The sequence below is a fragment of the Streptomyces sp. NPDC005070 genome (assembly GCF_053600395.1).
Map to the genome: position 1 here is coordinate 1 of NZ_JBSFZS010000126.1, position 21,369 is coordinate 21,369.

14 protein-coding genes, 2 tRNA genes and 2 pseudogenes are annotated in these 21,369 nt (G+C 72.4%); 3 read left to right on the forward strand and 15 right to left on the reverse strand.

Annotated features, from left to right (window positions below):
* Positions 1 to 66: 66 nt before the first annotated feature.
* The 8 genes from ACWEBX_RS30695 to ACWEBX_RS30730 all read right to left on the reverse strand — a co-directional run bounded on the left by ACWEBX_RS30695 (position 67) and on the right by ACWEBX_RS30730 (position 9,225).
* Positions 67 to 2,358: a glycosyltransferase family 39 protein gene (locus tag ACWEBX_RS30695; RefSeq protein ID WP_451888052.1), complete on the reverse strand. Its 2,292-nt coding sequence runs from the start codon at positions 2,356 to 2,358 to the stop codon at positions 67 to 69.
* Positions 2,355 to 3,833, reverse strand: coding sequence for a glycosyltransferase (locus ACWEBX_RS30700; protein WP_451888053.1), 1,479 nt, complete (start codon positions 3,831 to 3,833; stop codon positions 2,355 to 2,357). The genes ACWEBX_RS30695 and ACWEBX_RS30700 overlap by 4 nt, the downstream gene beginning before the upstream one ends.
* 14 nt (positions 3,834 to 3,847) lie before the next feature.
* Positions 3,848 to 5,455, reverse strand: coding sequence for a sensor histidine kinase (locus ACWEBX_RS30705; protein WP_451888054.1), 1,608 nt, complete (start codon positions 5,453 to 5,455; stop codon positions 3,848 to 3,850).
* The gene (locus ACWEBX_RS30710; protein WP_389838459.1) at positions 5,452 to 6,192 is read right to left on the reverse strand and encodes a response regulator transcription factor; all 741 of its coding nucleotides are present in this window, start codon (positions 6,190 to 6,192) and stop codon (positions 5,452 to 5,454) included. The genes ACWEBX_RS30705 and ACWEBX_RS30710 overlap by 4 nt, the downstream gene beginning before the upstream one ends.
* A gap of 129 nt (positions 6,193 to 6,321) precedes the next feature.
* Positions 6,322 to 7,209: an amidohydrolase family protein gene (locus ACWEBX_RS30715; protein WP_451888064.1), complete on the reverse strand. Its 888-nt coding sequence runs from the start codon at positions 7,207 to 7,209 to the stop codon at positions 6,322 to 6,324.
* 40 nt (positions 7,210 to 7,249) lie between these two features.
* Positions 7,250 to 7,600, reverse strand: coding sequence for an antibiotic biosynthesis monooxygenase family protein (locus tag ACWEBX_RS30720; RefSeq protein ID WP_451888055.1), 351 nt, complete (start codon positions 7,598 to 7,600; stop codon positions 7,250 to 7,252).
* A gap of 143 nt (positions 7,601 to 7,743) precedes the next feature.
* Positions 7,744 to 8,634: a DUF2797 domain-containing protein gene (locus tag ACWEBX_RS30725; RefSeq protein WP_451888056.1), complete on the reverse strand. Its 891-nt coding sequence runs from the start codon at positions 8,632 to 8,634 to the stop codon at positions 7,744 to 7,746.
* A gap of 84 nt (positions 8,635 to 8,718) precedes the next feature.
* Positions 8,719 to 9,225 carry a hypothetical protein gene (locus ACWEBX_RS30730; protein ID WP_451888057.1) on the reverse strand — a complete coding sequence of 169 codons (507 nt, stop codon included), beginning with the start codon at positions 9,223 to 9,225 and terminating at the stop codon, positions 8,719 to 8,721.
* A 319-nt stretch (positions 9,226 to 9,544) separates the two neighbouring features.
* On the opposite strand from ACWEBX_RS30730, the gene ACWEBX_RS30735 reads away from it, so the two are divergent.
* Entirely contained in the window at positions 9,545 to 10,996 is a 1,452-nt protein-coding gene (locus ACWEBX_RS30735; RefSeq protein WP_451888058.1) for a helix-turn-helix domain-containing protein, read from the forward strand.
* A 148-nt stretch (positions 10,997 to 11,144) separates the two neighbouring features.
* Here the strand turns inward: ACWEBX_RS30735 and ACWEBX_RS30740 are convergent, their stop codons facing one another.
* The 4 genes from ACWEBX_RS30740 to ACWEBX_RS30755 form a co-directional block, all read right to left on the reverse strand.
* Entirely contained in the window at positions 11,145 to 11,987 is an 843-nt protein-coding gene (locus ACWEBX_RS30740) for a hypothetical protein (RefSeq protein ID WP_451888059.1), read from the reverse strand.
* A gap of 9 nt (positions 11,988 to 11,996) precedes the next feature.
* Positions 11,997 to 12,530 (reverse strand): SigE family RNA polymerase sigma factor, encoded by a 534-nt coding sequence (locus tag ACWEBX_RS30745; RefSeq protein WP_451888060.1) that lies wholly within the window; start codon positions 12,528 to 12,530, stop codon positions 11,997 to 11,999.
* A gap of 370 nt (positions 12,531 to 12,900) precedes the next feature.
* A tRNA-Arg gene (locus ACWEBX_RS30750) sits at positions 12,901 to 12,973 on the reverse strand.
* Positions 12,974 to 13,212: 239 nt separating this feature from the next.
* A tRNA-Ser gene (locus tag ACWEBX_RS30755) sits at positions 13,213 to 13,303 on the reverse strand.
* Positions 13,304 to 13,459: 156 nt separating this feature from the next.
* Between ACWEBX_RS30755 and ACWEBX_RS30760 the strand changes: the two genes are divergently transcribed.
* Together ACWEBX_RS30760 and ACWEBX_RS30765 are read left to right on the forward strand one after the other, a co-directional pair.
* A complete protein-coding gene (locus ACWEBX_RS30760; RefSeq protein ID WP_451888061.1) occupies positions 13,460 to 14,050 on the forward strand; it encodes an SSI family serine proteinase inhibitor in 591 nt (196 codons plus the stop codon).
* Between the two features lie 243 nt (positions 14,051 to 14,293).
* Positions 14,294 to 18,463 carry a PAS domain-containing protein gene (locus ACWEBX_RS30765; RefSeq protein WP_451888062.1) on the forward strand — a complete coding sequence of 1,390 codons (4,170 nt, stop codon included), beginning with the start codon at positions 14,294 to 14,296 and terminating at the stop codon, positions 18,461 to 18,463.
* 136 nt (positions 18,464 to 18,599) lie between these two features.
* Here ACWEBX_RS30765 and ACWEBX_RS30770 read toward each other — a convergent pair whose 3' ends face one another.
* The 3 genes and pseudogenes from ACWEBX_RS30770 to ACWEBX_RS30780 all read right to left on the reverse strand — a co-directional run.
* Positions 18,600 to 20,255, reverse strand: coding sequence for a long-chain fatty acid--CoA ligase (locus ACWEBX_RS30770; protein WP_451888063.1), 1,656 nt, complete (start codon positions 20,253 to 20,255; stop codon positions 18,600 to 18,602).
* Positions 20,256 to 20,457: 202 nt separating this feature from the next.
* Positions 20,458 to 21,009: pseudogene (locus ACWEBX_RS30775) on the reverse strand (SigE family RNA polymerase sigma factor); the annotation flags it as partial.
* Between the two features lie 133 nt (positions 21,010 to 21,142).
* Positions 21,143 to 21,369, reverse strand: a pseudogene (locus ACWEBX_RS30780) (hypothetical protein); the annotation flags it as partial.

Genomic DNA, 21,369 nt, shown 5'->3' on the forward strand with positions numbered 1-21,369 from the left:
CAAGGTCGGAAAGGCGGGGCCCCGGACCACCGCCCGTTCGCTGGAGAACCGGTCGCCCGGAACCGGTCAGCCGGAGCTGGACCGCTGCGTCAGGTCGTAGAAGGTGGCCGAACCCACCGTCACCTTCTTGAAGTTGGCCGTGACCCACGAGCTGATCTGCGAGGAGGTGGAGGTGGTGGAGTTGCCGCCACCGCCCATACCGCCGCCCGAGATGAAGTAGTGGATCTTGCCGTCCGTCACGTACTTCTTGAACTGGGCCAGGGTCGGGGACGGGTCGGTGCCGTTGAAGCCGCCGATCGCCATCACCGGCTTGCCGGTGGCCAGTTGGTAGCTCGCGGAGTTCTGGGAACCGATCGCGGCTGCCGCCCAGGTGTAGTCCCCGGCGTTCTTCGACAACAGCGCCTTGGCCTCGGAGCCGACGCTCGCGCCGTTGAGCAGTCCTCCGGCACCTCCGGCACCGCCGCCACCTGCCGTACCGCCCTCGCCCATGCCGCCGCCGGGCATGCCGCCCTGCTGATTCCGGCCCTGGGTGCCGCCGTTGCCCTGCTGGTTCTGGCCGGGGAGGCCGCCGGTGCCGCCCGTCGGGGGCTGACCCGTGCCGCCGCCGGGCATGCCCTGCTGCCCGTTCGCCGTACCGCCGTTGCCGTTCTGCCGGCTCTGGCCGCCGGGGAAACCGCCCCCCGTGCCACCGCCACCGGGACCGCCGCCCCGGCCGCCCATCATGCTCGCCCCGGCCGGACCGGCCGTCACGATGGAGCCGGTGTGCCCGGTGTTCACCGTGGAGAGCGTGTACGCCGTCGGGCCCGCGAGTGCGGCCACGAAGCTCAGTCCGGCGGCCGCGAGGGCGAGCTGCCTGCCCAGCCGGGCCGCGAAGATCAGACCGAGCGCGCCGGTCAGACCGCCGACCAGGACCAGCCACTTGAGCCACGGCAGGTAGTCGGGGGTGCGGTTGAGAAGGACGTATCCCCAGGCCGCGGTCGCGGTGACCGAACCGGCGAGGGTGAGTGCCGCCCACACCCTGCCCCGCTCCGCCCACAGCGCCGTCGCGCCCATGCCGACCACGGCGGCGATGTAGGGGGCCAGGGCCACCGTGTAGTACTGGTGGAAGATGCCGGCCATGTAGCTGAAGACCAGCGCGGTCATCAGTAGCGCGCCGCCCCAGGCGAGGAACGAGGCACGGGTCAGGTCGGTCCGCTTCGCCTTCCGGGTCAGGACGAGGCCGCCCACCAGCAGGATCAGGGCCGCCGGGAGCAGCCAGGAGATCTGGCTGCCGATCTCGGAGTTGAACATGCGGTCCCAGCCGGTCTCGCCCCACTGCCCGGTACCGCCGCCCCCGCCCCCGCCGCCGACGCTGCCGGTCTCGTCGCCGTTGATACGGCCGAGCCCGTTGTAGCCGAAGGTCAGCTCGAGGAAGGAGTTGTTCTGCGAGCCGCCGATGTACGGGCGGGAGGACGCGGGCCACAGTTCGACGATCGCGACCCACCAGCCGCCGGCGACGACCATCGCGGCAGCCGAGAGGCCCAGTTGCGTGAACCGCTTGCGGACCGGCACCGGCGCGCAGACCGCGTACAGCACGGCCAGCGGAGGCAGGATCAGGAACGCCTGGAGCGTCTTGGTGAGGAAGGCGAGGCCGACCGCGGCGCCCGCCCACAGGAGCCACTTCGTACGGCCGTCCTCCAGGGCGCGGATCACGCAGTAGACCGTGACGGTCATGAGCAGCGCGAGCAGCGCGTCCGGGTTGTTGAACCGGAACATCAGCGCGGCGACCGGAGTGAGCGCGAGCACGGCGCCGGCGATCAGACCCGCCGCGGCGCTGAACCGGCGGCGCACGGCCGCGTACAGGACGCCGACCGTGGCCACGCCCATCAGTACCTCGGGAACGAGGATCGCCCAGGAGCTGAGGCCGAAGATCCGCACCGAAAGGGCCATCGGCCACAGGGAGGCCGGGGGCTTGTCGACGGTGATGGCGTTGGCCGAGTCGAGCGAGCCGAAGAAGAGGGCCTTCCAGCTCTGGCTGCCGGCCTGCACGGCCGCGGAGTAGAAGGAGTTGGCGTATCCGGAGGCACTCAGGCCGTACAGGTACAGCACCGCGGTGGCGAGCAGCAGGCCGAGGAAGGCGGGACGCGCCCAGCGGGGGTCCTCGGGCCGGCCTCTCCAGACCCGCCGGAAGAGGGGCTGCCGGGGCTCGCCGGACTCGGGGGCGGCCATCGGCGGGGCATGCTCCGGGGGCGGCGCCGAGGCGGACGGCCCCCAGGCGTGACCGGAGGTGCTGACGGCGCCACCGGTGCCGGTGCCGGTCTCGGTGCTCGTACCGGCGCTGAAACCGGTACCGGCGCTCGTGTCGGGCTGTGTCGTCATCGCGCGTTCCTCGGATCGTGATCGTGCGGGCGCACTGCCTGCAACTGCATGGTCGAATCCCGCCAGGAGTGCTCCGCGGCCTCGTCGGCGCGGAACCTGTCGGTGTCGTGGTGGGAGGAGGGTGCCGTCATGCGCTGCGGCAGCGGGGGATGGGCGTCCTGCCGTGCCCCCGGCGTGCCGAACGGCGGGGACGGCTGGTGCGAGGCCACCACCGGGGACGGCGACGGCGTCCCGCTCTGCCGGTCGGGGAAGACCCAGGCGCGGAAGAGCAGGAAGCGCAGCACGGTCGCCGCGAGGTTGGCGGCGATGAGCACCGCCAGTTCGGTGGAGTGCCCGGGATCGCTCGTCGCGGCGTTGAGCGCGGCGAGCGATCCGCTGGTCAGGGCGAGCCCGATGCCGAAGACGACCAGGCCCTGCGCCTGGTGCCGGACAGCGCCGCCCCGGCCGCGGACCCCGAAGGTGAGCCGCCGGTTGGCCGCCGTGTTGGCGACCGCCGACACGAGCAGCGCGAGCGCGTTGGCGACCTGCGCCCCGGAGAAGGAGCGGAAGACGCTGTAGAGCAGCAGGTAGAAGAGGGTGGACAGGCCGCCCACGACGCAGAAGCCGACGAGCTGGCGGGCCAGTCCCTTGGGTACGTCGGTCAGTTCGCGGTCGCGCGGGTCGTCCCCGAAGGGCCGGGCGAGCCGGTCGAGGGAGAGCGAGCCGGTGGCCAGTGCGCGTCCCACCCGCCACACGCCCTTCAGGTCGTCCGTCGCGGTCTTCACGATGTTGACGGTCGAGTCCGGGTCGTCGACCCAGTCGACCGGGACCTCGTGGATGCGCAGCCCGGCCCGCTCGGCCAGGACCAGCATCTCGGTGTCGAAGAACCAGCCGGTGTCCTCGATGAGCGGCAGCAGGACCTGGGCGACATCACGGCGGATCGCCTTGAAGCCGCACTGCGCGTCCGAGAAGCGGGCCTGGAGCGAGCCGCGCAGGATCAGGTTGTAGGCGCGGCTGATGAACTCCCGCTTGGCTCCCCGCACCACACGCGAGGAGCGGGACAGCCGCGAGCCGATCGCGAGGTCCGAGTGGCCGGAGATCAGCGGGGCGACCAGCGGAAGCAGGGCGTTCAGATCGGTGGACAGGTCCACGTCCATGTACGCGAGGACCGGCGCGTCGGACGCCGACCACACGGTCCGCAGCGCCCGGCCGCGGCCCTTCTGCTCCAGCCGGAAGGACCTGACCTCCGGGATCCGTGCCGCCAGCCCGGCCGCCACGAGCGGGGTGCTGTCCGTGGACGCGTTGTCCGCCACCGTGATGCGGAACGTGTACGGGAACGTGCGCCTGAGGTGGTCGTGCAGTCTGAGGACGCATGGCTGGAGGTCCTTCTCCTCGTTGTAGACGGGGATCACGACGTCCAGGACAGGCGTTCCCGCGTCCGCGGCCGGGAGGTGCTCCCGCGCCGGCAGGTTGCCGGGAGAAGGTTCGGTTCGCATGGAACCGACTCTCGTCAAGCGCGCTGTTGCACCCATGTGCTGGTGCTGTGCTGTGCCTGTGAGTGCTGTTGCCAGGACGTTTCGGGGGCGAGAGCGGGCAGATGCAGGGTGAACACCGTCCTTCCGGGGACGCTGTCCACCGTCACCGCGCCCCCGTGGGCGGCCGCGACGGCCTGCACGATGGCGAGCCCGAGACCGGTCGACCCGGAGGCGCGCGAGCGCGACGAGTCGCCTCGCGCGAACCGCTCGAAGACGCGTGGCAGCAGATCGGGCGGAATGCCGGGGCCGTCGTCCTGGACGTCCACGCACAGCCACGGCCCGTGCCGGTGCACCCGCGCGGTGACGGTCGTCCCCGGTGGGGTGTGCGTGCGGGCGTTGGCGAAGAGGTTGACCATGACCTGCTGCACGCGCGCGGCGTCCGCCGACACCAGCGCGGGCTCCTCGGGCAGTTCGAGCCGCCAGTTGTGGCTGCGCCCGGCGGCCCGGGCGTCGCTCACGGCGTCGATCACCAGGGGTACGAGGTCGGTCTGCTCGCACTGCAGCGGCCGCCCGGCGTCGAGGCGGGCGAGCAGCAGCAGATCCTCCACGAGCAGCGTCATCCGGCCGGCCTCGGACTCGATCCGTCCGAGCGCGTGCCGGGTGTCGGGCCCGGTCTCCTCGCGGCCGCGTCTGGTCAGCTCGGCGTACCCGCGGATGGAGGCCAGCGGGGTGCGCAGCTCGTGACTGGCGTCGGCGACGAACTGGCGTACGCGCATCTCGCTCTGCTGCCGCGCGTGCAGCGCGCCGTGGATGTGGTCGAGCATGCGGTTGAGCGCCGCTCCGACCTGTCCGACCTCGGTGTGCGGATCGGCCTCGGACTCCGGCACCCGCTCGTAGAGGGTGACCTCGCCGGTGTGCAGGGGGAGTTCGGAGACCCGGGTGGCGGTCGCGGCGACCTTGCGCAGGGGGCGCAGGGCGATGGTCACGATGGCCGCGCCCGCGAGGGAGGCCGCCGCGAGACCCGCGCCGGTGACGCTGATCTCGACGTAGATCAGCGTGGTGAGGGTGTTGGTGACATCGTCGGTCGGGAGCGCCACGTAGAAGGCGCCGTTCCGGCCCACCTGGTACTGCACGCGGTACTCGCCCCGGCCGGGGATCTCCACGGTGTGGGCGTGTCCGTCCTTCTCGACGGAGGCGAGGGTGGCGAGCTGGCTCGCGCCGAGCTTGAGCGGGGTGGGCTGCTTGACCCCGCTGGAGTCCTTCTTCCCCACGCTGACTATGCCCTCGGTGACTTTGCCGTTCGTCACGGTCGCGCCGATGGCGCCCATGGCCTGCCCCCGGAGCACGAACTCCAGGGGATCCTTGTCGATGCCGTCGTCGCTCGGGGGGTGCACGGATCCGCCGCCGGACGGGCCGCCCACGGGGGCGCCCGCCGGGCCGCCCGCCGCACGCATGGCCGCGTCGGCGACGTTGTTGTCGAGCTGGTCGTACAGGTGCGTGCGCAGCGCGATCGTGGTCACGGTGCCGATCACCGCGCACACGACGGCGATCAGCGCGACGGACCCGACGACGAGCCGCGTCCGAAGGGTGCGCGGCTGTCGTCCCCGCCTCTTCTGTGCCCGCGGCCGTCGTCGTCCGCTCATGAGGTCGCGGGCTTGATCAGGTAACCGGCCCCACGCCGGGTGTGGATCATCGGCTCCCGCCCGGCGTCGATCTTCCGGCGCAGATACGAGATGTAGAGCTCGACCACGTTGGCCTGACCGCCGAAGTCGTACGACCACACGCGGTCGAGTATCTGCGCCTTGCTCAGCACGCGGCGCGGGTTGCGCATCAGGAAGCGCAGCAGCTCGAACTCGGTCGCGGTGAGGTGGATGTTCTCCCCGCCGCGCGACACCTCGTGGCTGTCCTCGTCCAGGGCGAGGTCCCCGACGACGAGCACGGACTCCGACCGCCGGTCGGCGGCGCCGGAACGCCGGATCAGACCGCGCAGCCGGGCCACGACCTCCTCCAGGCTGAACGGCTTGGTGACGTAGTCGTCGCCACCGGCGGTGAGGCCGGCGATACGGTCCTCGACCGCGTCCTTCGCGGTCAGGAACAGCACCGGGACGTCGGGCTGCTCGCGGCGGAGCCGGCCGAGCACCGTCAGGCCGTCCATGTCGGGCAGCATCATGTCGAGCACCACGGCGTCGGGCCGGAACTCGCGCGCGGTCTGCACCGCGCCCGTTCCGTCACCCGCGCTGCGGATCTGCCAGCCTTCGTAGCGAAGGGCCATGGACAGCAGCTCGGTGATCGACAGCTCGTCGTCCACCACAAGCACGCGGACGGGGCTCCCGTCCGGCCTCAGCAGTTCGGTGCGCCCCTGGGGCGAGGTCGTGGTCATAGCGAACACCTTGGTGGGCCCCGCTGAGAGCATCCTTTCGCCAACCTGTGATTTCCCTGAGAAACGCACAGGTGCCTCTCAGGGAACTGCTGGGTAGCGCTTTCCGGCACCTGGCGCGGGCCGAAGCCCTCAGGCGTCGCGCAGGCCGAAGAGGCGGGCGCCGTTCTCGTAGCAGACCGCTCGCAGCCAGTCGTCCCCCAGACCGAGCCGTCGCAGCGCGTGCAACTGGTGGACGTAGGGGTACGGGATGTTCGGGAAGTCCGTGCCGAGGAGCACCCGGTCCCCGAGGTCCGTGAGACGGGGCAGGAGTCCGGGCGGGAACGGCGCCAGCCGCTCGCTGAAGTCGGTGAACGCCATGGTCGTGTCGAGCCGCACCCCGTCGTGGCGCTCGGCGAGCCCGAGGAAGTCCTCGTACTCGGGCATCCCCATGTGCGCGAAGACGAACCGCAGCCGGGGATGCCGGCGCAGGACGGCCGCGGCCGGTGCCGGGCCGGTGTACTTGCCCGGCGAGGGCCCCGATCCGCAGTGGATCACCACGGGGATCCCCGCCTCGGCGAGCAGCCCCCAGGCCGGGTCGAGGAGCTCGTCCGCCGGGTCGTACGCCCCCACCTGGACGTGCGCCTTGAAGACGCGCGCGCCCGCCTCCACCGCCTCGCGTACGTACCGCTCGACGTCCGGCTCGGGGAAGAGCGTCGAGGTGTGCAGGCAGTCCGGCGTCCGGCGGGCGAAGTCGACGGCCCAGGAGTTGAGCCACTCGGCCATGCCGGCCTTGTGCGGATAGAGCATCGCCGTGAAAGCGCGTACGCCGAACTCCCGGATCAGCGCCAGCCGTTCGTCCTCGTCCGCGCGGTAGGCGATCGGCCACTCGATGCCGCCGGTGAGCTCACCGAGTCCGTCGAAGTAGTCCCACACCTTGCGCAGCACCCGTTCGGGCATGAAGTGCGTGTGGACGTCGACGAGCCCGGGCAGCCCGAGCTCCTGCCAGAAGCCCCGCACGTCCCGCGCCTCGTCCCGCATGTCCGCGTCCACGGTCGCGTCGCCCGCCGCGCCCTCCCGGTCAGACGTCGGCACGCTCGAACCCGTGGCTCCGCTCGACCTTGGCGATGTGCAGGGTGTAGCGCTCGTACCACTCGGCACGGCCGCGCCGCTGTGCCGCCCGGTGCTCGGCGTGCGCGCTCCACTCCTTGATGGCGTCCTCGTCCCGGAAGTACCCGACGGTGATGGCCAGTCCGCCCGGTGTCCGCGCGTAGTCCATCCCCAGAAAGCCCGGGATCTCCTTGACCAGCTCGTCCATGCGCTCGGCGGTCTCCCCGTACCCGCTGTCGCCCTCCGTCCTCATGGAGGTGAACACGGCGGCGTAGTAGGGAGTCTCGAAGGCCGCGACAGGCGCGGGAGAGTGATCGCTCATGTCCGCCACTCTCCTTCCGGGCGCGCCCCGTCGTCCAGCGTCTTTCCGAACGGGATCCGAAAGGGATCGAAGTCTTGACCTTCCCGCCCGCCGCCCCGCCGCACGCTCTTGGGCGCCCCCTCTCCCCTTTCTCTTCCCGCCCTTCAGAACAGCCCGTCCTGAACGCCGGCGTCCGGCGGTGGCAACTCCCGTACGGGGAAGGTGATTCCGGAGCCCTGGTCCGTGTCCGTGGCCGCGACCCCGGTCAGGTCCCACCCCGTCATCAGCCGGGTGTCGAGGACGACGACTCCCCGCCCGGTGAGGAGGTGCAGATCGGGACCCGCGGCAGCGCACAGCTCGCCTGCCACGGAGCCGCCCGCGGCCAGTTCGCGCACGACCGCCTGCGCGGGCGGCAGCCCGGCGAGCCCGAACAGGTCCGTGTGGTCCACGGGCTCGAAGGGGGCGCGCGCGAGCGACTCGGGCCAGCCGTCGAGATCGCCGGCCCGCGTGTGCAGCTCCCGGATCTCGGCGACGCGCTCCCCGGCCCCCGGCAGCACCGCGCGCACCGCCCGCTTGCCGGCGTACGGAATCCGGTCCGGCACCCCGAGCGCGGCGCGCAACAGTTCCTCGGCCCGGCGCGCCGCCATCAACGGCCCCTGCCCCAGCCAGGTGAAGGTGACGGCACCCTGCTCCAGGAGTCGGACGGAACCCCGCTCGGCCCGGGTGATCCCCACCTTGACCAGGCCGGGCCCGAACCACGCGAGATACACGCGGTACGGCCGGGGGTCATCGGCCAGCGTGTCGGCGGCCACGGAGTGCGCGCGGTCCAGGCGCGCGCACTCCTCGCACCGGGCGCCCGTGCCGCGCGGCGACACGACGGCCCGCACGGGACACGCGTTCCCCCGAGCCCCCACGCAGGTCCGCACACCCCCGTCCACGACACCGAACGCGATCCGCCGCCCCCGGACCAGCGCACTGGTCCGCCCCCCGCCCCACGCCAGCACGGCCCCGTCCCCCGACCACCGCACCCCCGAACACACCCACACCCGCCGCACACAACGACAGTAGAGGTCCCCACTGACAAAGACCCTGACCTGCGGGAACACTCCCGGGACGCACAGGTCTGCGGCAGCCGTCGGCTACTTGGCCGGGCTGATGGCGACGATGCGGTGGTTGGGGGTCATGACGACCGAGAGCTTGACGGTGCCGCCTCCCCGGCCCCAGGTCAGGGTGACGAGGGCCTCGGTGGAGTCGCCCTTGCTCTTCTCGGTCACCGACCAGCGGGCCGGGATGCTCTGGGCGCGCAGGACGCCGTCCGCGTGGTTCGTGCGCTCCCAGGCCGCGAGCCGCTTGCTGAACGCGGGGTCCAGGTAATGGGCGCGCAGGTCGTTCATCAGCTTGGTGGAGGGGTCGGAATCGTTCTGGGCGTCGATGTAGGCGCCGTAGAAGTCGGCGATGCCGGTCAGGGCGTCGCCGGTCTTGCCGCTCACCGTCCGCGGGGTGGCGGCGGCCGCCTGGGCGGAGCGGTGCGGCGCGCCGGCCTGGGAGGCGTGCGCCGAGACGCCGAGCCCCAGGCCCAGGGCGAGGCCCGCGGTGACGGCGGCGATGCGGCGGAGGCCGCGGCGTCCGGTGGTGTTGCCGTGCATGGTGTGTCCCTCGTTCCGGTTCGGTGTACGTCGTCGCAGGGGTCCCGCCGGCGCCCCGTCGAGGGTGCGTCCGGCCATGGGGGTCCCGTGGACGAGTGCGTGGTCTGGATGCCGCTCCCCTGAACAGGCCGGCCGGTCGGGCCGTACCGCTGGTGGCGACACCAAGAGCATCGGCGGCCCTGGGAAGCCGCGGCAATCACCGCCGCCGGATCCGCAACGGTGGAACCATCCCAGGGCCGTTGACGTGCAGAGAAGTGGGTCCCCTGGGATGCCGTTCCGGGACGGGACGGACCGATACGAGCGGAGGTGGGCACGGGCCATGGCCGCGGCCGACGACGACGTGACGAGGTTCGCGGAGCTGCTGGCGCGCCTCAAAGCCCGTACGGATCGCAGCTACGCGGCCCTGGCCCGGCGCCTGGACATGAACGCCTCCACGCTGCACCGCTACTGCGCGGGTGAGGCGGTGCCGCTGGACTTCGCCGTGGTGGAGCGGTTCGCCGCGCTGTGCGGAGCCTCGCCCCAGGAGCGCGTGGAGTTGCACCGCCTGTGGATCCTGGCAGTCGCGGAGCGAAGGCGCTCCCGCCCGACCGCCGCCCAACCGCGTCCGACGTCCGCGCGCGAACCGAGCGTCTCCGAACGCGGTTCGGAGGGCCGTTCGGAGGGCGGGGTGAACGGCGGCGCGGAAGGCGGCTCGACGGGGCCAGGCGGAACTCCGGAACGCCGGGCCCCACCCACACCGCACTCGAGCCCCACACCCCTCGCTCTGTCCGCGCCCCCCGCGAGCCCCGGCCCCCTCGCCTCATCCGCCTCATCCGCCCCGGACGCGGCGGCCCCGCACCCCGCGCCGGACGGATCGGACCGGTCGAACGGGCCGGACGGGCCGAAGGCGTCACCCGCACCGGATATGGCACCCGGAATCCCGGGACCGGGCGAGCCGTCCTCCCACTCCTGGTACCGGCGGCGGCCGGCAGTCGTGTCAGCCGTCCTCAGCGGCGTGTTCCTCCTGACCGCCGCCGGGTTCGCGGTGTTCTCCACGTTCCCGGGGTTCCCGGCGCACGGTTCGCCCGGCGGCACCACCACCCCGCGCAGCGGTCAGGCGGTGTCGACCGCCGACGCCTCGGCCGGGCCGTCGGACCAGACCCTCCCGTTCACCTGGACCGTGAACTCCCATGTGTGGGAAGAGGACTGCGGCCACGACTACGTCATCACCAAACCCCCGGGCCAGGTCCCGCCGCCCCCGCCCGCCGAGGACGCCGAGGTGTGGGCCAACGCCCAGGACGCGGCGCACGGCGGGGAGACGAACGTGCGGGTGTCGGTGCGGGGGCGCAGCTCGGCCGGCGTCGTCCTGGAGGCCCTGCACGTCCGGGTCGTGCGCCGTGCCGCGCCCCCCGGCGCCGGAGCCTTCGTCTACGACACGGCCCTGGGCTGCGGCGGGAACATCAAGCCCAGGTCCTTCGCGGTGAATCTCGACGCGCACACCCCCGTCCCCCGGGCCGTGGCCGGCAGCAAGGGGGACGAGACACTGCCGGCGAGGCGCCTCCCGTACCGGGTCTCCGTGGAGGACCCGGAGGTACTGCTCGTCAAGGCGGGGACCGAGCACTGCGCGTGCGACTGGTACCTCGAACTCGACTGGTCCTCGCAGGGCACCACCGGCACGATCCGGATCGACGACCACGGCCGCCCCTTCCGCACCTCCGGAATCGCGGGGCTCCCGCTCTACCGGTACGCCGATTCGCCCGGCCGCTGGATCCCGGAGCCCGCGCGGGACTGAGCCGTCTTTTCCGTTACGGCCTGGAAGGCCCGCCCCGACCGAACCGCTCACGGTGTGTTCAAGGTTGGGCCCGCCGCCCTTACAGCCGTTCTTCGCCCGTCCCGCAGACCGCGATCACAACCTGACGTGCGCCCTACGGGGTGGTGTGTCATCTGTAGGAGGGAAGTTGGGTGGCGTCATGCACCAGGCCGAGGAACCGAGAGTCGCCTGCAACCGCCAGCAGTTCCTTCCCTGTGATCGGGGAGGAACCCGAGGTGCCCACGCCCGGGAAAACGGTGAGTACGACATCGCTGTTCGCGTAGACGAAGCCGACCGCGGTGGACAGGACATCAGGCGATCTGAAGAACAAGCGAAGCGACGTGGCCTTGGTAGTGCCCGGCAGAGTGACGTTCTCACAGCTTCCCCCCTTGATGAGGTTCCGGGAGCATGGCCTTGGGCCGGGGCCACCGTCGGAGCGCCGCACGGAGAGGGCGACGTAGAACACCTTGCCGCCTTCTGTCTCGCCTTGGTACTGCCCCTCGTCAAAGTAGACCGGACGGATCAGGCCGACAGTGTCCGGCAGAAGCTGGTCGAGTAGAACTGCCGCCTTCTGCTGGAACTCTGCCCGTCGAGTCCGCTCGACCGCCGTCAGACCCGCCAGTTTCTGCTCCTCCCGAGCCGTCGAATACAGGTGGACCGGTGTGCGGTAGGGCTTCGGCTGGACCGGACCGGGCGACTCACCCGGCGAGGGCGTGACGACCGCGGCGGGACGGACCGTCGAGCGGGCGCCGTCCCCACCGGAAAGCGTCAAGGAGGCGACCACTACCATCCCGGCTGCACAGGCGCTCCCGGCAGCGATCGCGAGACGGGCACGCGCCTTGCGGCGCCGGCCCTGGGTGACCGCGGCAGACACCAAGCCGTGCAGCGAGGGCAGCTCCGACACCGCGCTTTCCATCGCGTCTCGGACCAACAGGGCGCTGTGGCGGTCTTCTTCGGTGCTGTTTGCCTTCATGACGGTTCCTCAGCTCCCCGTGGCGTAGATGTGGGCTTCGCCCAGTTGGGCACGCAGCTTTACCAGAGAGCGAGAGCACTGGCTCTTGACCGTGGATTCGCTGCACCTCAAGAGCTCGGCGACGGACTCGACGCTCTGGTCCTCCCAGTACCGCAACACGACCATGGCCCGTGCTCTGGGGGGCAATCCGGCCAGCGCTGACATCAGCGTCACCCGCAGGTCGGTGTGGTCGGGCGCCGACCGGGGGTCGGGGCGGGAATGAGCCAGCAGGTCCCGCAGCCGCCGGCGACGCTCGGCCAGGTAGGTGCGGGTCAGTACGGTCCTTGCGTAGGCCTCGATGTGGTCGGCCGCACTCGCCCGCCGCCAGTGCTGGAAAAGCTTGGCGAGCGTGGTCTGTGTCAGGTCGCGGGCTGTGTCCGGGTCTCCGCACAGCAGGTATGCGGTCCGGTACAACCATCTCTGGCTCGCCTGTGCGAAGGCCTCGAAGCTCTCGGGCGCCTGGGATCTCTGTGGCGCTTCGGAGCCTCGGCCGTTCTGCGGCATCTGCTCTCCCCTCCGGTCCCTGTCAGGGGCTGTGTCCTGTCACCCCTCTGTAGAGCGCTGCCGCACAGCAAAGGTTGAAACCGAATTTTCGCGCTGTCCTTCACGCACTCTCGGTCCGTACGCCGCGGTCAGGGCCGCAGCGACCACCCCGCACCGGCCGGCGCCTCGGAGAGACGGTGGCCCAGGGCGCGCGGTGGCAGGGGGAAAGCGGGCGGGTGCAGTGTGAGGCCGCGTTGGGCGACGATCCCAAAGAGGAGATCTTGTAGTCGGGCGCTCTGATGACGTCGTCGGCACGGCCGACGTAGGCGTTGATGTCACCCGCTGATGTCAAAGGCCCCGCCGGTTCAACCGGCGGGGCCTTTGATCTGTGTGCACTCGGCAGGATTCGAACCTGCAACCTTCTGATCCGTAGTCAGATGCTCTATCCGTTAAGCTACGAGTGCTTGTTCTGTTTTTGTTCTTGTCTTCGCTTCCCGGGCTTTTGCCCCGCTCGCGGCGACAGGAAGAACATTACATGACTGCCGCCGCCATGTGAAATCCATTTGCCTCACCGCTTGTGAGCTGGGCAAACGTGCTTCTGGGCGCTCGTGGACGGCCTGGACGCCGGCACGCTCGGCGACTCTCGTGGACCCCTGGAACGCCGAAACCCCGGTCCAGTGGACCGGGGTTTCGGATCTTCGCGCGGAGGCGGAGGGATTTGAACCCTCGATGGGATTGAAGTCCCAAACCGCATTAGCAGTGCGGCGCCATAGACCGGACTAGGCGACGCCTCCCGCACAACCCCTCACGCGAGCGCGAGTGGTGCTGCAGATGATGACACAGACGAGCGCGGTGTCACCAATCGCCCCCCACGGTACTAGGCGGATACGCCGCACTGCAAAGCCCCCGCGAACACGCAACCGGGCGGGTCGCCCCGCGTTAGGCAGGTCATGTTGCGCCGACTGCTTCTCACCGCCGCCGTGTCAGCCTCCGCCGCGCTCTCCTCGGTGCCCGGCGCCGTCGCCGGGACACTCTCCGACGCCCCCGGCGTGTCCCCCCTGCCGGCGGCGTCCCCCTCCGGATCCTCCGCCGCGTTCACCGCCGGACGGTCGTCGCTGTTCCCCGCCGGGACGCCGTCCGCGCGGGCCGTCGCCGCCGCGTACGGCGTCGTCCTGCCGGCGCTCATGCCCCCGCCGGCCCGTCCGGAGGACTCCTCCGACCGGCTGACCGTCACCGTCGACGGCGTGGGCGGCGGCGCGGACGGGACGTTCGAGCTGGACTGCCACCCCGCCGGCGGCACCCATCCGCGCGCGGCGGAAGCCTGCGACCGGCTGGACCGGATGACCACCTGGGGAAAGGACACCTTCGCCCCGGTGCCGCCGGACGCCCTGTGCACGATGGTCTACGGGGGGCCGGCCACCGCGCATGTCACCGGAACCTGGGCGGGGCGCCCCGTCGACGCGCGCTACGACCGCGCGAACGGGTGCGAGATCTCGCGCTGGAACGCCCTCGTGCCCGTCCTTCCCGGCGCCCGCTCCTAGAAGAGGGGCCGAGGACACGGCGGAGTCACAGTGATCTCACGGTGCTCTCACGGTTCCGTACGGTGAAATGCGTGGTCACAGGTTCTACGCCGCTTCTGCGTCTCATATGTGTGCGACCTCCCTCTCATCCGGCATCGCGAGCGCAACCTCTGCCCGTAGACTCCCTCGCGTGACACGCCGCGGGCCGGTTGGCAAGATGGCCTCCGCGGTCGGCAAGGTGCGGTAACAGGGAGGAAGCGTCTCGTGAGCAGCAGGCCATCCCGAGGCGCTGCTCGCCTCGCAGCCATACTGGACGCGTTGCCGGATGCGCTGGTCCTGGTCAACGCCAACGGGACCGTCGTCAACGCCAACACGATCGCCCTGGAGGCCTTCGAGACCCCGGGCACGGCTCTGGTGGGCCGCGGGCTCCTCGATCTGCTTCCCGAGTTCGACTCGAAGCTGATCCCCGGCTCGATGCGGCGCCCCGACAGCACCGACGAGCGCGGGCGGACCAAGCCGACCCGGATGATCGCGCGGCGGACCGACGGCTCGGAGTTCCCGGTCGAGGTCACCAGTGCGAATCTGGAGAGCGGCCAGCAGGCCTACGACAACTACGGCCCCCTCCCCGACGAGCTGCTCATGCTCGTCGTGCGCGACCTGTCGGGCACCGTCGACACCGAGGCCGAGCTCGCGCGTTCGCAACGCCAGACCGAGATGATCCTGCGCGCGGCGGCCGAGGGGGTCGTCGGGACGGACACCGACGGCCGGGTCGTTCTCGTCAACCCCGCCGCCGCCCAGATCCTCGGATACCGGGCCAGCGATCTCGGCGGCAGGGAACTGCACACCCTGATCCTGCACTCGCGGGCGGACGGCGAGCCCTTCCCCTACGCGGATTCGCCGCTCGCCGACACGCTGCGTTCCGGGCGCAAGCACCGGGTGCGCGGCCAGGTGCTGTGGTCGAAGTCCGGGGACAAGGTCCCGGTCGACCTGACGACCTCTCCGGTGCGCGACGGGGAGCAGCTCGTCGGTGCCGTCATGACCTTCACCGACCGGCGCCCGTACGACACCCTGGTCGAGGAGAAGGCGGCGGCCGACACCCGGCACGCCGAGGAGCTGGAGCGGATCGGCGAGGAGCACGCCGCCGAGCTGGCGGAGCTGCGTGAGCGGCACACCGCCGAGCTCACCGGGCTGACCGAGGGGCACGAGGAGGAACTCGCCGCCGGCGAGGACCGGTACGCGGCGCTCGGCGAACGGGAGAAGGACCGCTTCGAGGCGCTGGCCGCCCGGCACGATCAGCTGCTCGCCGTCCTCGGCCACTCCCTGCGCGGCCCCCTCGACCAGCTCCGCGGCGAACTCGCCAAGCTCGCCGCCGACGACGCCGGGCAGCTCTGGCCCGAGGCCAACCAGGTGCTCCACCACCTCTCGGCCGGTTATGCGCGGATCACGACGCTCGTCGACAACGTCCTCGGCTACCAGCGGCTGGACGCGGGCATCGAGACGATCTTCCGTACGAACGTGATGCTCGACGCCGTGGTCGCGGCCGGTGTCGAAGGTGCCGTCGACCTGATCGGGCCCGGACGCGTGCAGTTCGCCGTGCACGCGCCGCCCATCGAGGCCGAGGTCGACCCGCAGCGTCTCGCGCGCGCCCTCGCCCACCTCGTCGCGGACGTCGCGGGCGTCGACGCGACCGGCAACGCTCCGGTGTCGGCGGGCGGTTACATGGACAACACGGTCGTCGTGGCGGCGGCCCAGCGCGGCGAGGTCGTCCGTATCGAGGTGCGCGGGCCGTACGCCGGGGGAGACCCGGTGCACGAGCCGATCGTGCGCGGGATCGTGCGCGCGCACGGCGGTGTGCTCCAGACGCACGAGGTGCCGGGGATGAGCGGCAGCGCGTACGTCCTGGAGGTGCCCATCGGCGGCGGGGCGGGCGCGGTCCCGTTCGACGCCGTGGCGCCCGTCGGCGCCGAGGTCGCCCTTCCCGAGCCGGCCACGCAGCAGAGCGGTGGCCGGCGGCGGGCCCGGCGTGCCTCGACGGACGCCTTCCTGGAGAGCGAGGAGCCGGGGGAGTCCGGTGCGAACGCCGTCGAGGCGGCGGGCGCGACCGCTCCCACCGGGCGCCGTCGCCGGCGTGCCGCGGAGGAGCAGGCGGCGGGCGAGCCGCCGGTTCCCGCGCAGGAGCAGCAGGGCGACGGCTCCGAGGACGGCTCCGGCGGTACCGGACGACGTCGTGGCCGGCCCAGCCCCGCCGAGGGCACGGGCGACGCCCCGGGCGCGCCCGACGGGGTGGCCGAGGGCGCGGTCGTGATGGCGGGCGAGCACGGGGCGGGAACCGCGGCCGTGGGGTCCGGGCTGGGCGGGACGGTGCCTCCGCAGGGGGTGCCGGTGCCCTCCGGACGGCGTGCGCGCCGGGACGGCGAGCAGAACGCGCTGCCGGCGGCGCCCGCCGCCGCGGCCCCGGCCGACGGTCCCGAAGAGGACGACGGCACCGTCGACGAGGCGGGCCGGCCGACCGGGCGGCGCCGCCGTGCGCTGGCCGCGGCGGCCGAGCGTGCCGCCGCGCAGGAGACGGGCGCCCGTGCGGTGTTCGCGCTGCCGCCGGCGGAGGCCGACCGTTCGCCGGAGTACGTCCAGGCCGCGGCGCAGGCGCAGGCCGCGCAGGAACAGGCCGCCGAGGCCCACGCGGCCGAGGTCCAGGCCGCGCGGGCGCAGGTGGCCCAGGCGGCGCAGGACCAGGTGCAGGCCCAGGTCGCGCTGGCCCAGCAGCCCGACGGCCGCCACGACGCGATGCGGCACGACCCCGACGACGATCACACTCCGGCGCAGCCGCACCCGGTCGCCGCCCCGACGGGCCGCCGACGCGCCCGTCAGCTCGCCGAAGGCGCGCCCGAAGCGGCGCCCGGTGCACCCGTGCAGGCACTCCCGGCGCAGGGCGTCCCCGGACAGTCGGTACCCGCGCAGGGCGTTCCCGGACGTCCGGTGCCCGCGCTCGGGCAGGCCGTTCCGGCGCAGGGCGTTCCCGGGCAGCCGGTTCCCGCGCTCGGGCAGGCCGTTCCGGCGCAGGGGCTTTCCGCGCAGGCCGTCCCGGTCGGCGCGGCCACCGGTCAGCCGGTTCCCCCCGGCCTGTCCGCCGTCGCCGCGCAGGGTTCCGCGCCCGCTCCGGCGGCCCGGCCCTGGCCCGACGCGAACACCCCCGGCGCCGGCGCGCAGCCCGCGCTCCCGGCGGCGAACGGGGCGACCCCCGCCCCGCTCCCCCCGGAGCGTCCGGCCGCGCGGGTCGCCCAGCCGCTGCCCGCCGAGGCGACGCCCGCGTCCGCCGCCGCCGACCCCAACTCGACGCAGGGCCGTGCCATAAGCGTGCGCACGCTCGGCCAGGGCGTCCCGTTCGCCCGTCAGGCCCCGGCGGCCCATCCGGGCAGCGGCGTCCAGGCCCCGACTCCTCCCCCGCACGCGACGAACGGCGCGGGCCGCCGCCGCAAGCTCGGCACTCCGCCCGAGCCCGCCGCCGAGCGCCCGGAGACCGCCGCGCGCGCTCTTCCGCAGGGCGCGCCCGGTGCCGGACCCCGGCTGCCCGGTACCACCGAGGGCGCGGGACGGTCCTACGCCATAGGAGCGCCGGACGAGAACGCCGCCGAGGGCCCCGAGCCGCTCGACGGTCCCGGCGGTGCCGTCGAGGTCGCCGATCCGCCGCAGCCGCGGCCCGTGGACGACGAACTGCCCCCGGAGCCGCTGGACAACCCGCGGCGGCTGCTCGTATGGCCGGCGCCCGACGCCGCCACCCAGCAGGCGCTGAGCGACCGCGGCTACCGGCCGGTCATCGTGAACTCGCGCGAGGAGGTCGACGCGCAGATCGCCGCGTTCCCCGCGGCGCTGTTCGTCGACCCGCTGACCGGCCCGATCACCCGCACGGCGCTGCAGTCGCTGCGCCAGGCCGCCGTGGCGGCGGAGGTTCCCGTCCTGGTGACGGCCGGACTCGGACAGGCGACGCGCGAGGCGGCGTACGGCGCCGACCCCGCCGTACTCCTGAAGGCGCTCGCGCCGCGCGACTCCGAGCAGCACCCGCCGCGCGTGCTGCTCATCGAGGAGCACGCGGAGATCGCGCTCGCGCTGACGGCGACGCTGGAGCGGCGCGGGATGCAGGTCGCGCGCGCCTCGACGGATGAGGACGCGGTCACGCTGGCCGCGCAGATGCGGCCGAACCTCGTGGTGATGGACCTGTTGCAGGTACGGCGCCGACGGGCCGGGATCGTCGACTGGCTGCGTGCGAACGGGCAGTTGAATCGCACACCGCTCGTCGTCTACACCGCCGCCGTCGACGCGTCCGAACTGCCGCGACTGGCGGCGGGGGAGTCGGTGCTGTTCCTCGCCGAGCGCTCGACGAGCGATGAGGTCCAGGACCGGATCGTCGACCTCCTGGCCCGCATCGGCACCAACTAGGGCCGTACGAGCCGTCGTACGAACCGTCGTACGACCGCGCCGTAGGGCCCCCGCGCCCGTACGACCATGAACACGCGCAGGCCGGGCGGGGATCCCTGGGGCTCCCCGCCCGGCCTGCGTGCTCAGGTCGTCCGGGTCAGAGCTTGGTCACGTCCAGGCTGCCCTCGGCGTACCGCTTGCGGATCACCTTCTTGTCGAACTTGCCGACGCTCGTCTTCGGGACGGCCTCGACGATCGACCAGCGCTCGGGGAGCTGCCACTTGGCGATCCTGCCCTCTTCGGCGAGGAAGGCGCGCAGAGTCTCGAAGTCGGCGGCGGAGCCCTCCTTCAGGACGACGGTGGCCAGCGGGCGCTCGCCCCACTTCTCGTCGGGGACGGCCACGACCGCGGCCTCGGTCACGTCCGGGTGGGACATGAGGGCGTTCTCCAGGTCGACCGAGGAGATCCACTCGCCGCCCGACTTGATGACGTCCTTGGCGCGGTCGGTGAGGGTCAGGAAGCCGTCCGGGCTGATCGTGCCGACGTCACCGGTCTTGAGCCAGCCGTCCTCGCTGAACTTGTCGGCGGGGCGCAGCGGTTCCCCGTCGTTGCCGCCGTAGTAGGCACCGGCGATCCACGGCCCCCGGACCTCCAGCTCGCCCGCGGACTCGCCGTCCCACGGGAGCCGTTCGCCGCCGGGGCCGGTGAGACGGGCCTCCACGCCCGCCGGGAAGCGGCCCTGGGTGAGGCGGTAGGCGAACTCCTCCTCCGTGCCCACCGCGTGGGCCGGCGGGCGGGCGACGGTGCCGAGCGGGGAGGTCTCGGTCATGCCCCAGGCGTGGCTGACCCGCATGCCCAGATCGTCGAAGGCGGCCATGAGCGAGGGCGGACAGGCCGAGCCGCCGATCGTCACCTGGGTGAGGGAGGAGACGTCACGGGGCTTGGCGGTCAGTTCGGCGAGCAGTCCCTGCCAGATCGTCGGGACGGCGGCGGCGTGCGAGGGCCGCTCGCTCTCGATCATCTCGGCGAGCGGCGCGGGCTGGAGGAAACGGTCCGGCATCAGCATGTTGATGCCGGACATGAAGGTCGCGTGCGGCAGGCCCCAGGCGTTGACGTGGAACTGCGGGACCACGACGAGGGTCGTGTCGTGGTCGGTGAGCCCCATCGACTGGGCCATGTTCACCTGCATGGAGTGCAGGTAGATCGAACGGTGGGAGTACACCACGCCCTTCGGGTCCCCGGTGGTCCCGGAGGTGTAGCACATGGCCGCGGCCTGGCGTTCGTCGATCTCCGGCCAGTCGAAAACGTCCGGCTTCCCTGCGAGCAGTTCCTCGTAGTCGTGCACCCGCACGCCCGTCCCGTCGAGCACCGAACGGTCGCCGGGGCCCGAGACCACCACGTGCTCCACCGTCGGGAGCTGGGGGAGGAGCGGCGCGAGGAGCGGGAGCAGCGAACCGTTGGCGATGACGACGCGATCGGCTGCGTGGTTGACGATGAAGACGAGCTGCTCGGCCGGGAGGCGGAGGTTCAGGGTGTGCAGCACGGCGCCCATGGAGGGGATCGCGTAGTACGCCTCGACGTGCTCGGCGTTGTTCCACATCAGGGTCGCGACGCGCTCGTCGCCCGTCACCCCGAGGTCGTCACGCAGGGCGTGGGCGAGCCGGTGCGCGCGCCGGCCGGCCTCGCGGAAGCTGCGGCGGTGCGGTTCGGCCTCGCCCGTCCAGGTCGTGATCTGCGACCCTCCGTGCACCAGCGCCCCGTGCTCCAGAATGCGGGTCACAGTCAGCGGTACGTCCTGCATCGTGCTCAGCACGGCGTCCTCCCGGGGGCGACATTGCCTACGCGGTAGTAATGGGTTGCGCTGATTCTGCTCACATACCGCGTGGTATGTCACTAGGCCCCGGAATGATCGATCACCTCGGGGCGTGCTCGGCGGCCGGGGGGAGGCCCTGCCGGCGGACGGCCGGGGAACCGACGGCTTCCTGACGGACAGCTTCCTGACGGACAGTTTCCTGACGGGCGGGGATCAGCTCGGGGTCCTCGCGCAGTTTGCCCAGCGCACGGGAGACAGCCGACTTGACCGTGCCGACGGAGACCCCGAGGACCTCCGCGGTCCGGGCCTCGCTCAGGTCCTCGTAGTAGCGCAGCACCACCATCGCCCGCTGCCGCGCCGGCAACTTCATGATCGCCCGCCACATCGCGTCGTGCAGGGCCTGCTGCTCGGCGGGGTCGGCCGCCGGGAGCCCCTCCGGCTCCGGCAGCTCCTCGCAGACGAACTCGTCGACCTTGCGCTTGCGCCACTGCGACGTCCGCGTGTTCAGGAGCGCGCGCCGCACGTAGCCGTCCAGCGCCCGGTGGTCCTCGATCCGGTCCCAGGCGACGTACGTCTTCGTCAGTGCCGTCTGCAGCAGGTCCTCCGCGTCGCTCGGGTTCGCGGTGAGCGACCGGGCGGTACGCAGCAGGACCGGCTGCCGCGCCTTCACGTACGACGAGAACGACGGGTACGAAAGGGTCCGTGCCACCCCGGTGGCGGCGTTCGAGGCGCTCGTGCAGACGAGTGTGGTCATGGCTCCACGCTAGGTTCGCCCCCTCGTCCGGCGGATCGGCCGCAGGTCCCGAAGCGGTGTCCGCCTCAGGTTGTAGAGACGGGGCCGGCCCCACCTCCTGAAGGTGGACAAGCGGCTCACCCCGTCTGAGGGTTCACCCCTGAGAGACGGCCTTCGGTCGCGGTTCCCGTCCGGTGGGTGGGTCGGGGCCGTGCCGGTGCATCAGCCCGTCCTCGGTGGGTGGGTCGGGGCCGTGCCGGTGCGTCAGCCCGTCGCCGGTGAGTGGGTCGGGGCCGTGCCGGTGCATCAGCCCGTCGCCGTCGGGTGAGGCGTGGGCGTCGGTGGCGACGGGCATCGATGTACCGGCACGGCCCCTCGCGT

Excerpts from the sequence above, each read along its gene's own strand:
- ACWEBX_RS30695 (WP_451888052.1), bottom strand. The coding sequence starts at position 2,358 with ATGACGACACAGCCCGACACGAGCGCCGGTACCGGTTTCAGCGCCGGT.
- ACWEBX_RS30700 (WP_451888053.1), bottom strand. The coding sequence starts at position 3,833 with ATGCGAACCGAACCTTCTCCCGGCAACCTGCCGGCGCGGGAGCACCTC.
- ACWEBX_RS30705 (WP_451888054.1), bottom strand. The coding sequence starts at position 5,455 with ATGAGCGGACGACGACGGCCGCGGGCACAGAAGAGGCGGGGACGACAG.
- ACWEBX_RS30710 (WP_389838459.1), bottom strand. The coding sequence starts at position 6,192 with ATGACCACGACCTCGCCCCAGGGGCGCACCGAACTGCTGAGGCCGGAC.
- ACWEBX_RS30715 (WP_451888064.1), bottom strand. The coding sequence starts at position 7,209 with ATGCGGGACGAGGCGCGGGACGTGCGGGGCTTCTGGCAGGAGCTCGGG.
- ACWEBX_RS30720 (WP_451888055.1), bottom strand. The coding sequence starts at position 7,600 with ATGAGCGATCACTCTCCCGCGCCTGTCGCGGCCTTCGAGACTCCCTAC.
- ACWEBX_RS30730 (WP_451888057.1), bottom strand. The coding sequence starts at position 9,225 with ATGCACGGCAACACCACCGGACGCCGCGGCCTCCGCCGCATCGCCGCC.
- ACWEBX_RS30735 (WP_451888058.1), top strand. The coding sequence starts at position 9,545 with ATGGCCGCGGCCGACGACGACGTGACGAGGTTCGCGGAGCTGCTGGCG.
- ACWEBX_RS30740 (WP_451888059.1), bottom strand. The coding sequence starts at position 11,987 with ATGAAGGCAAACAGCACCGAAGAAGACCGCCACAGCGCCCTGTTGGTC.
- ACWEBX_RS30745 (WP_451888060.1), bottom strand. The coding sequence starts at position 12,530 with ATGCCGCAGAACGGCCGAGGCTCCGAAGCGCCACAGAGATCCCAGGCG.
- ACWEBX_RS30760 (WP_451888061.1), top strand. The coding sequence starts at position 13,460 with ATGTTGCGCCGACTGCTTCTCACCGCCGCCGTGTCAGCCTCCGCCGCG.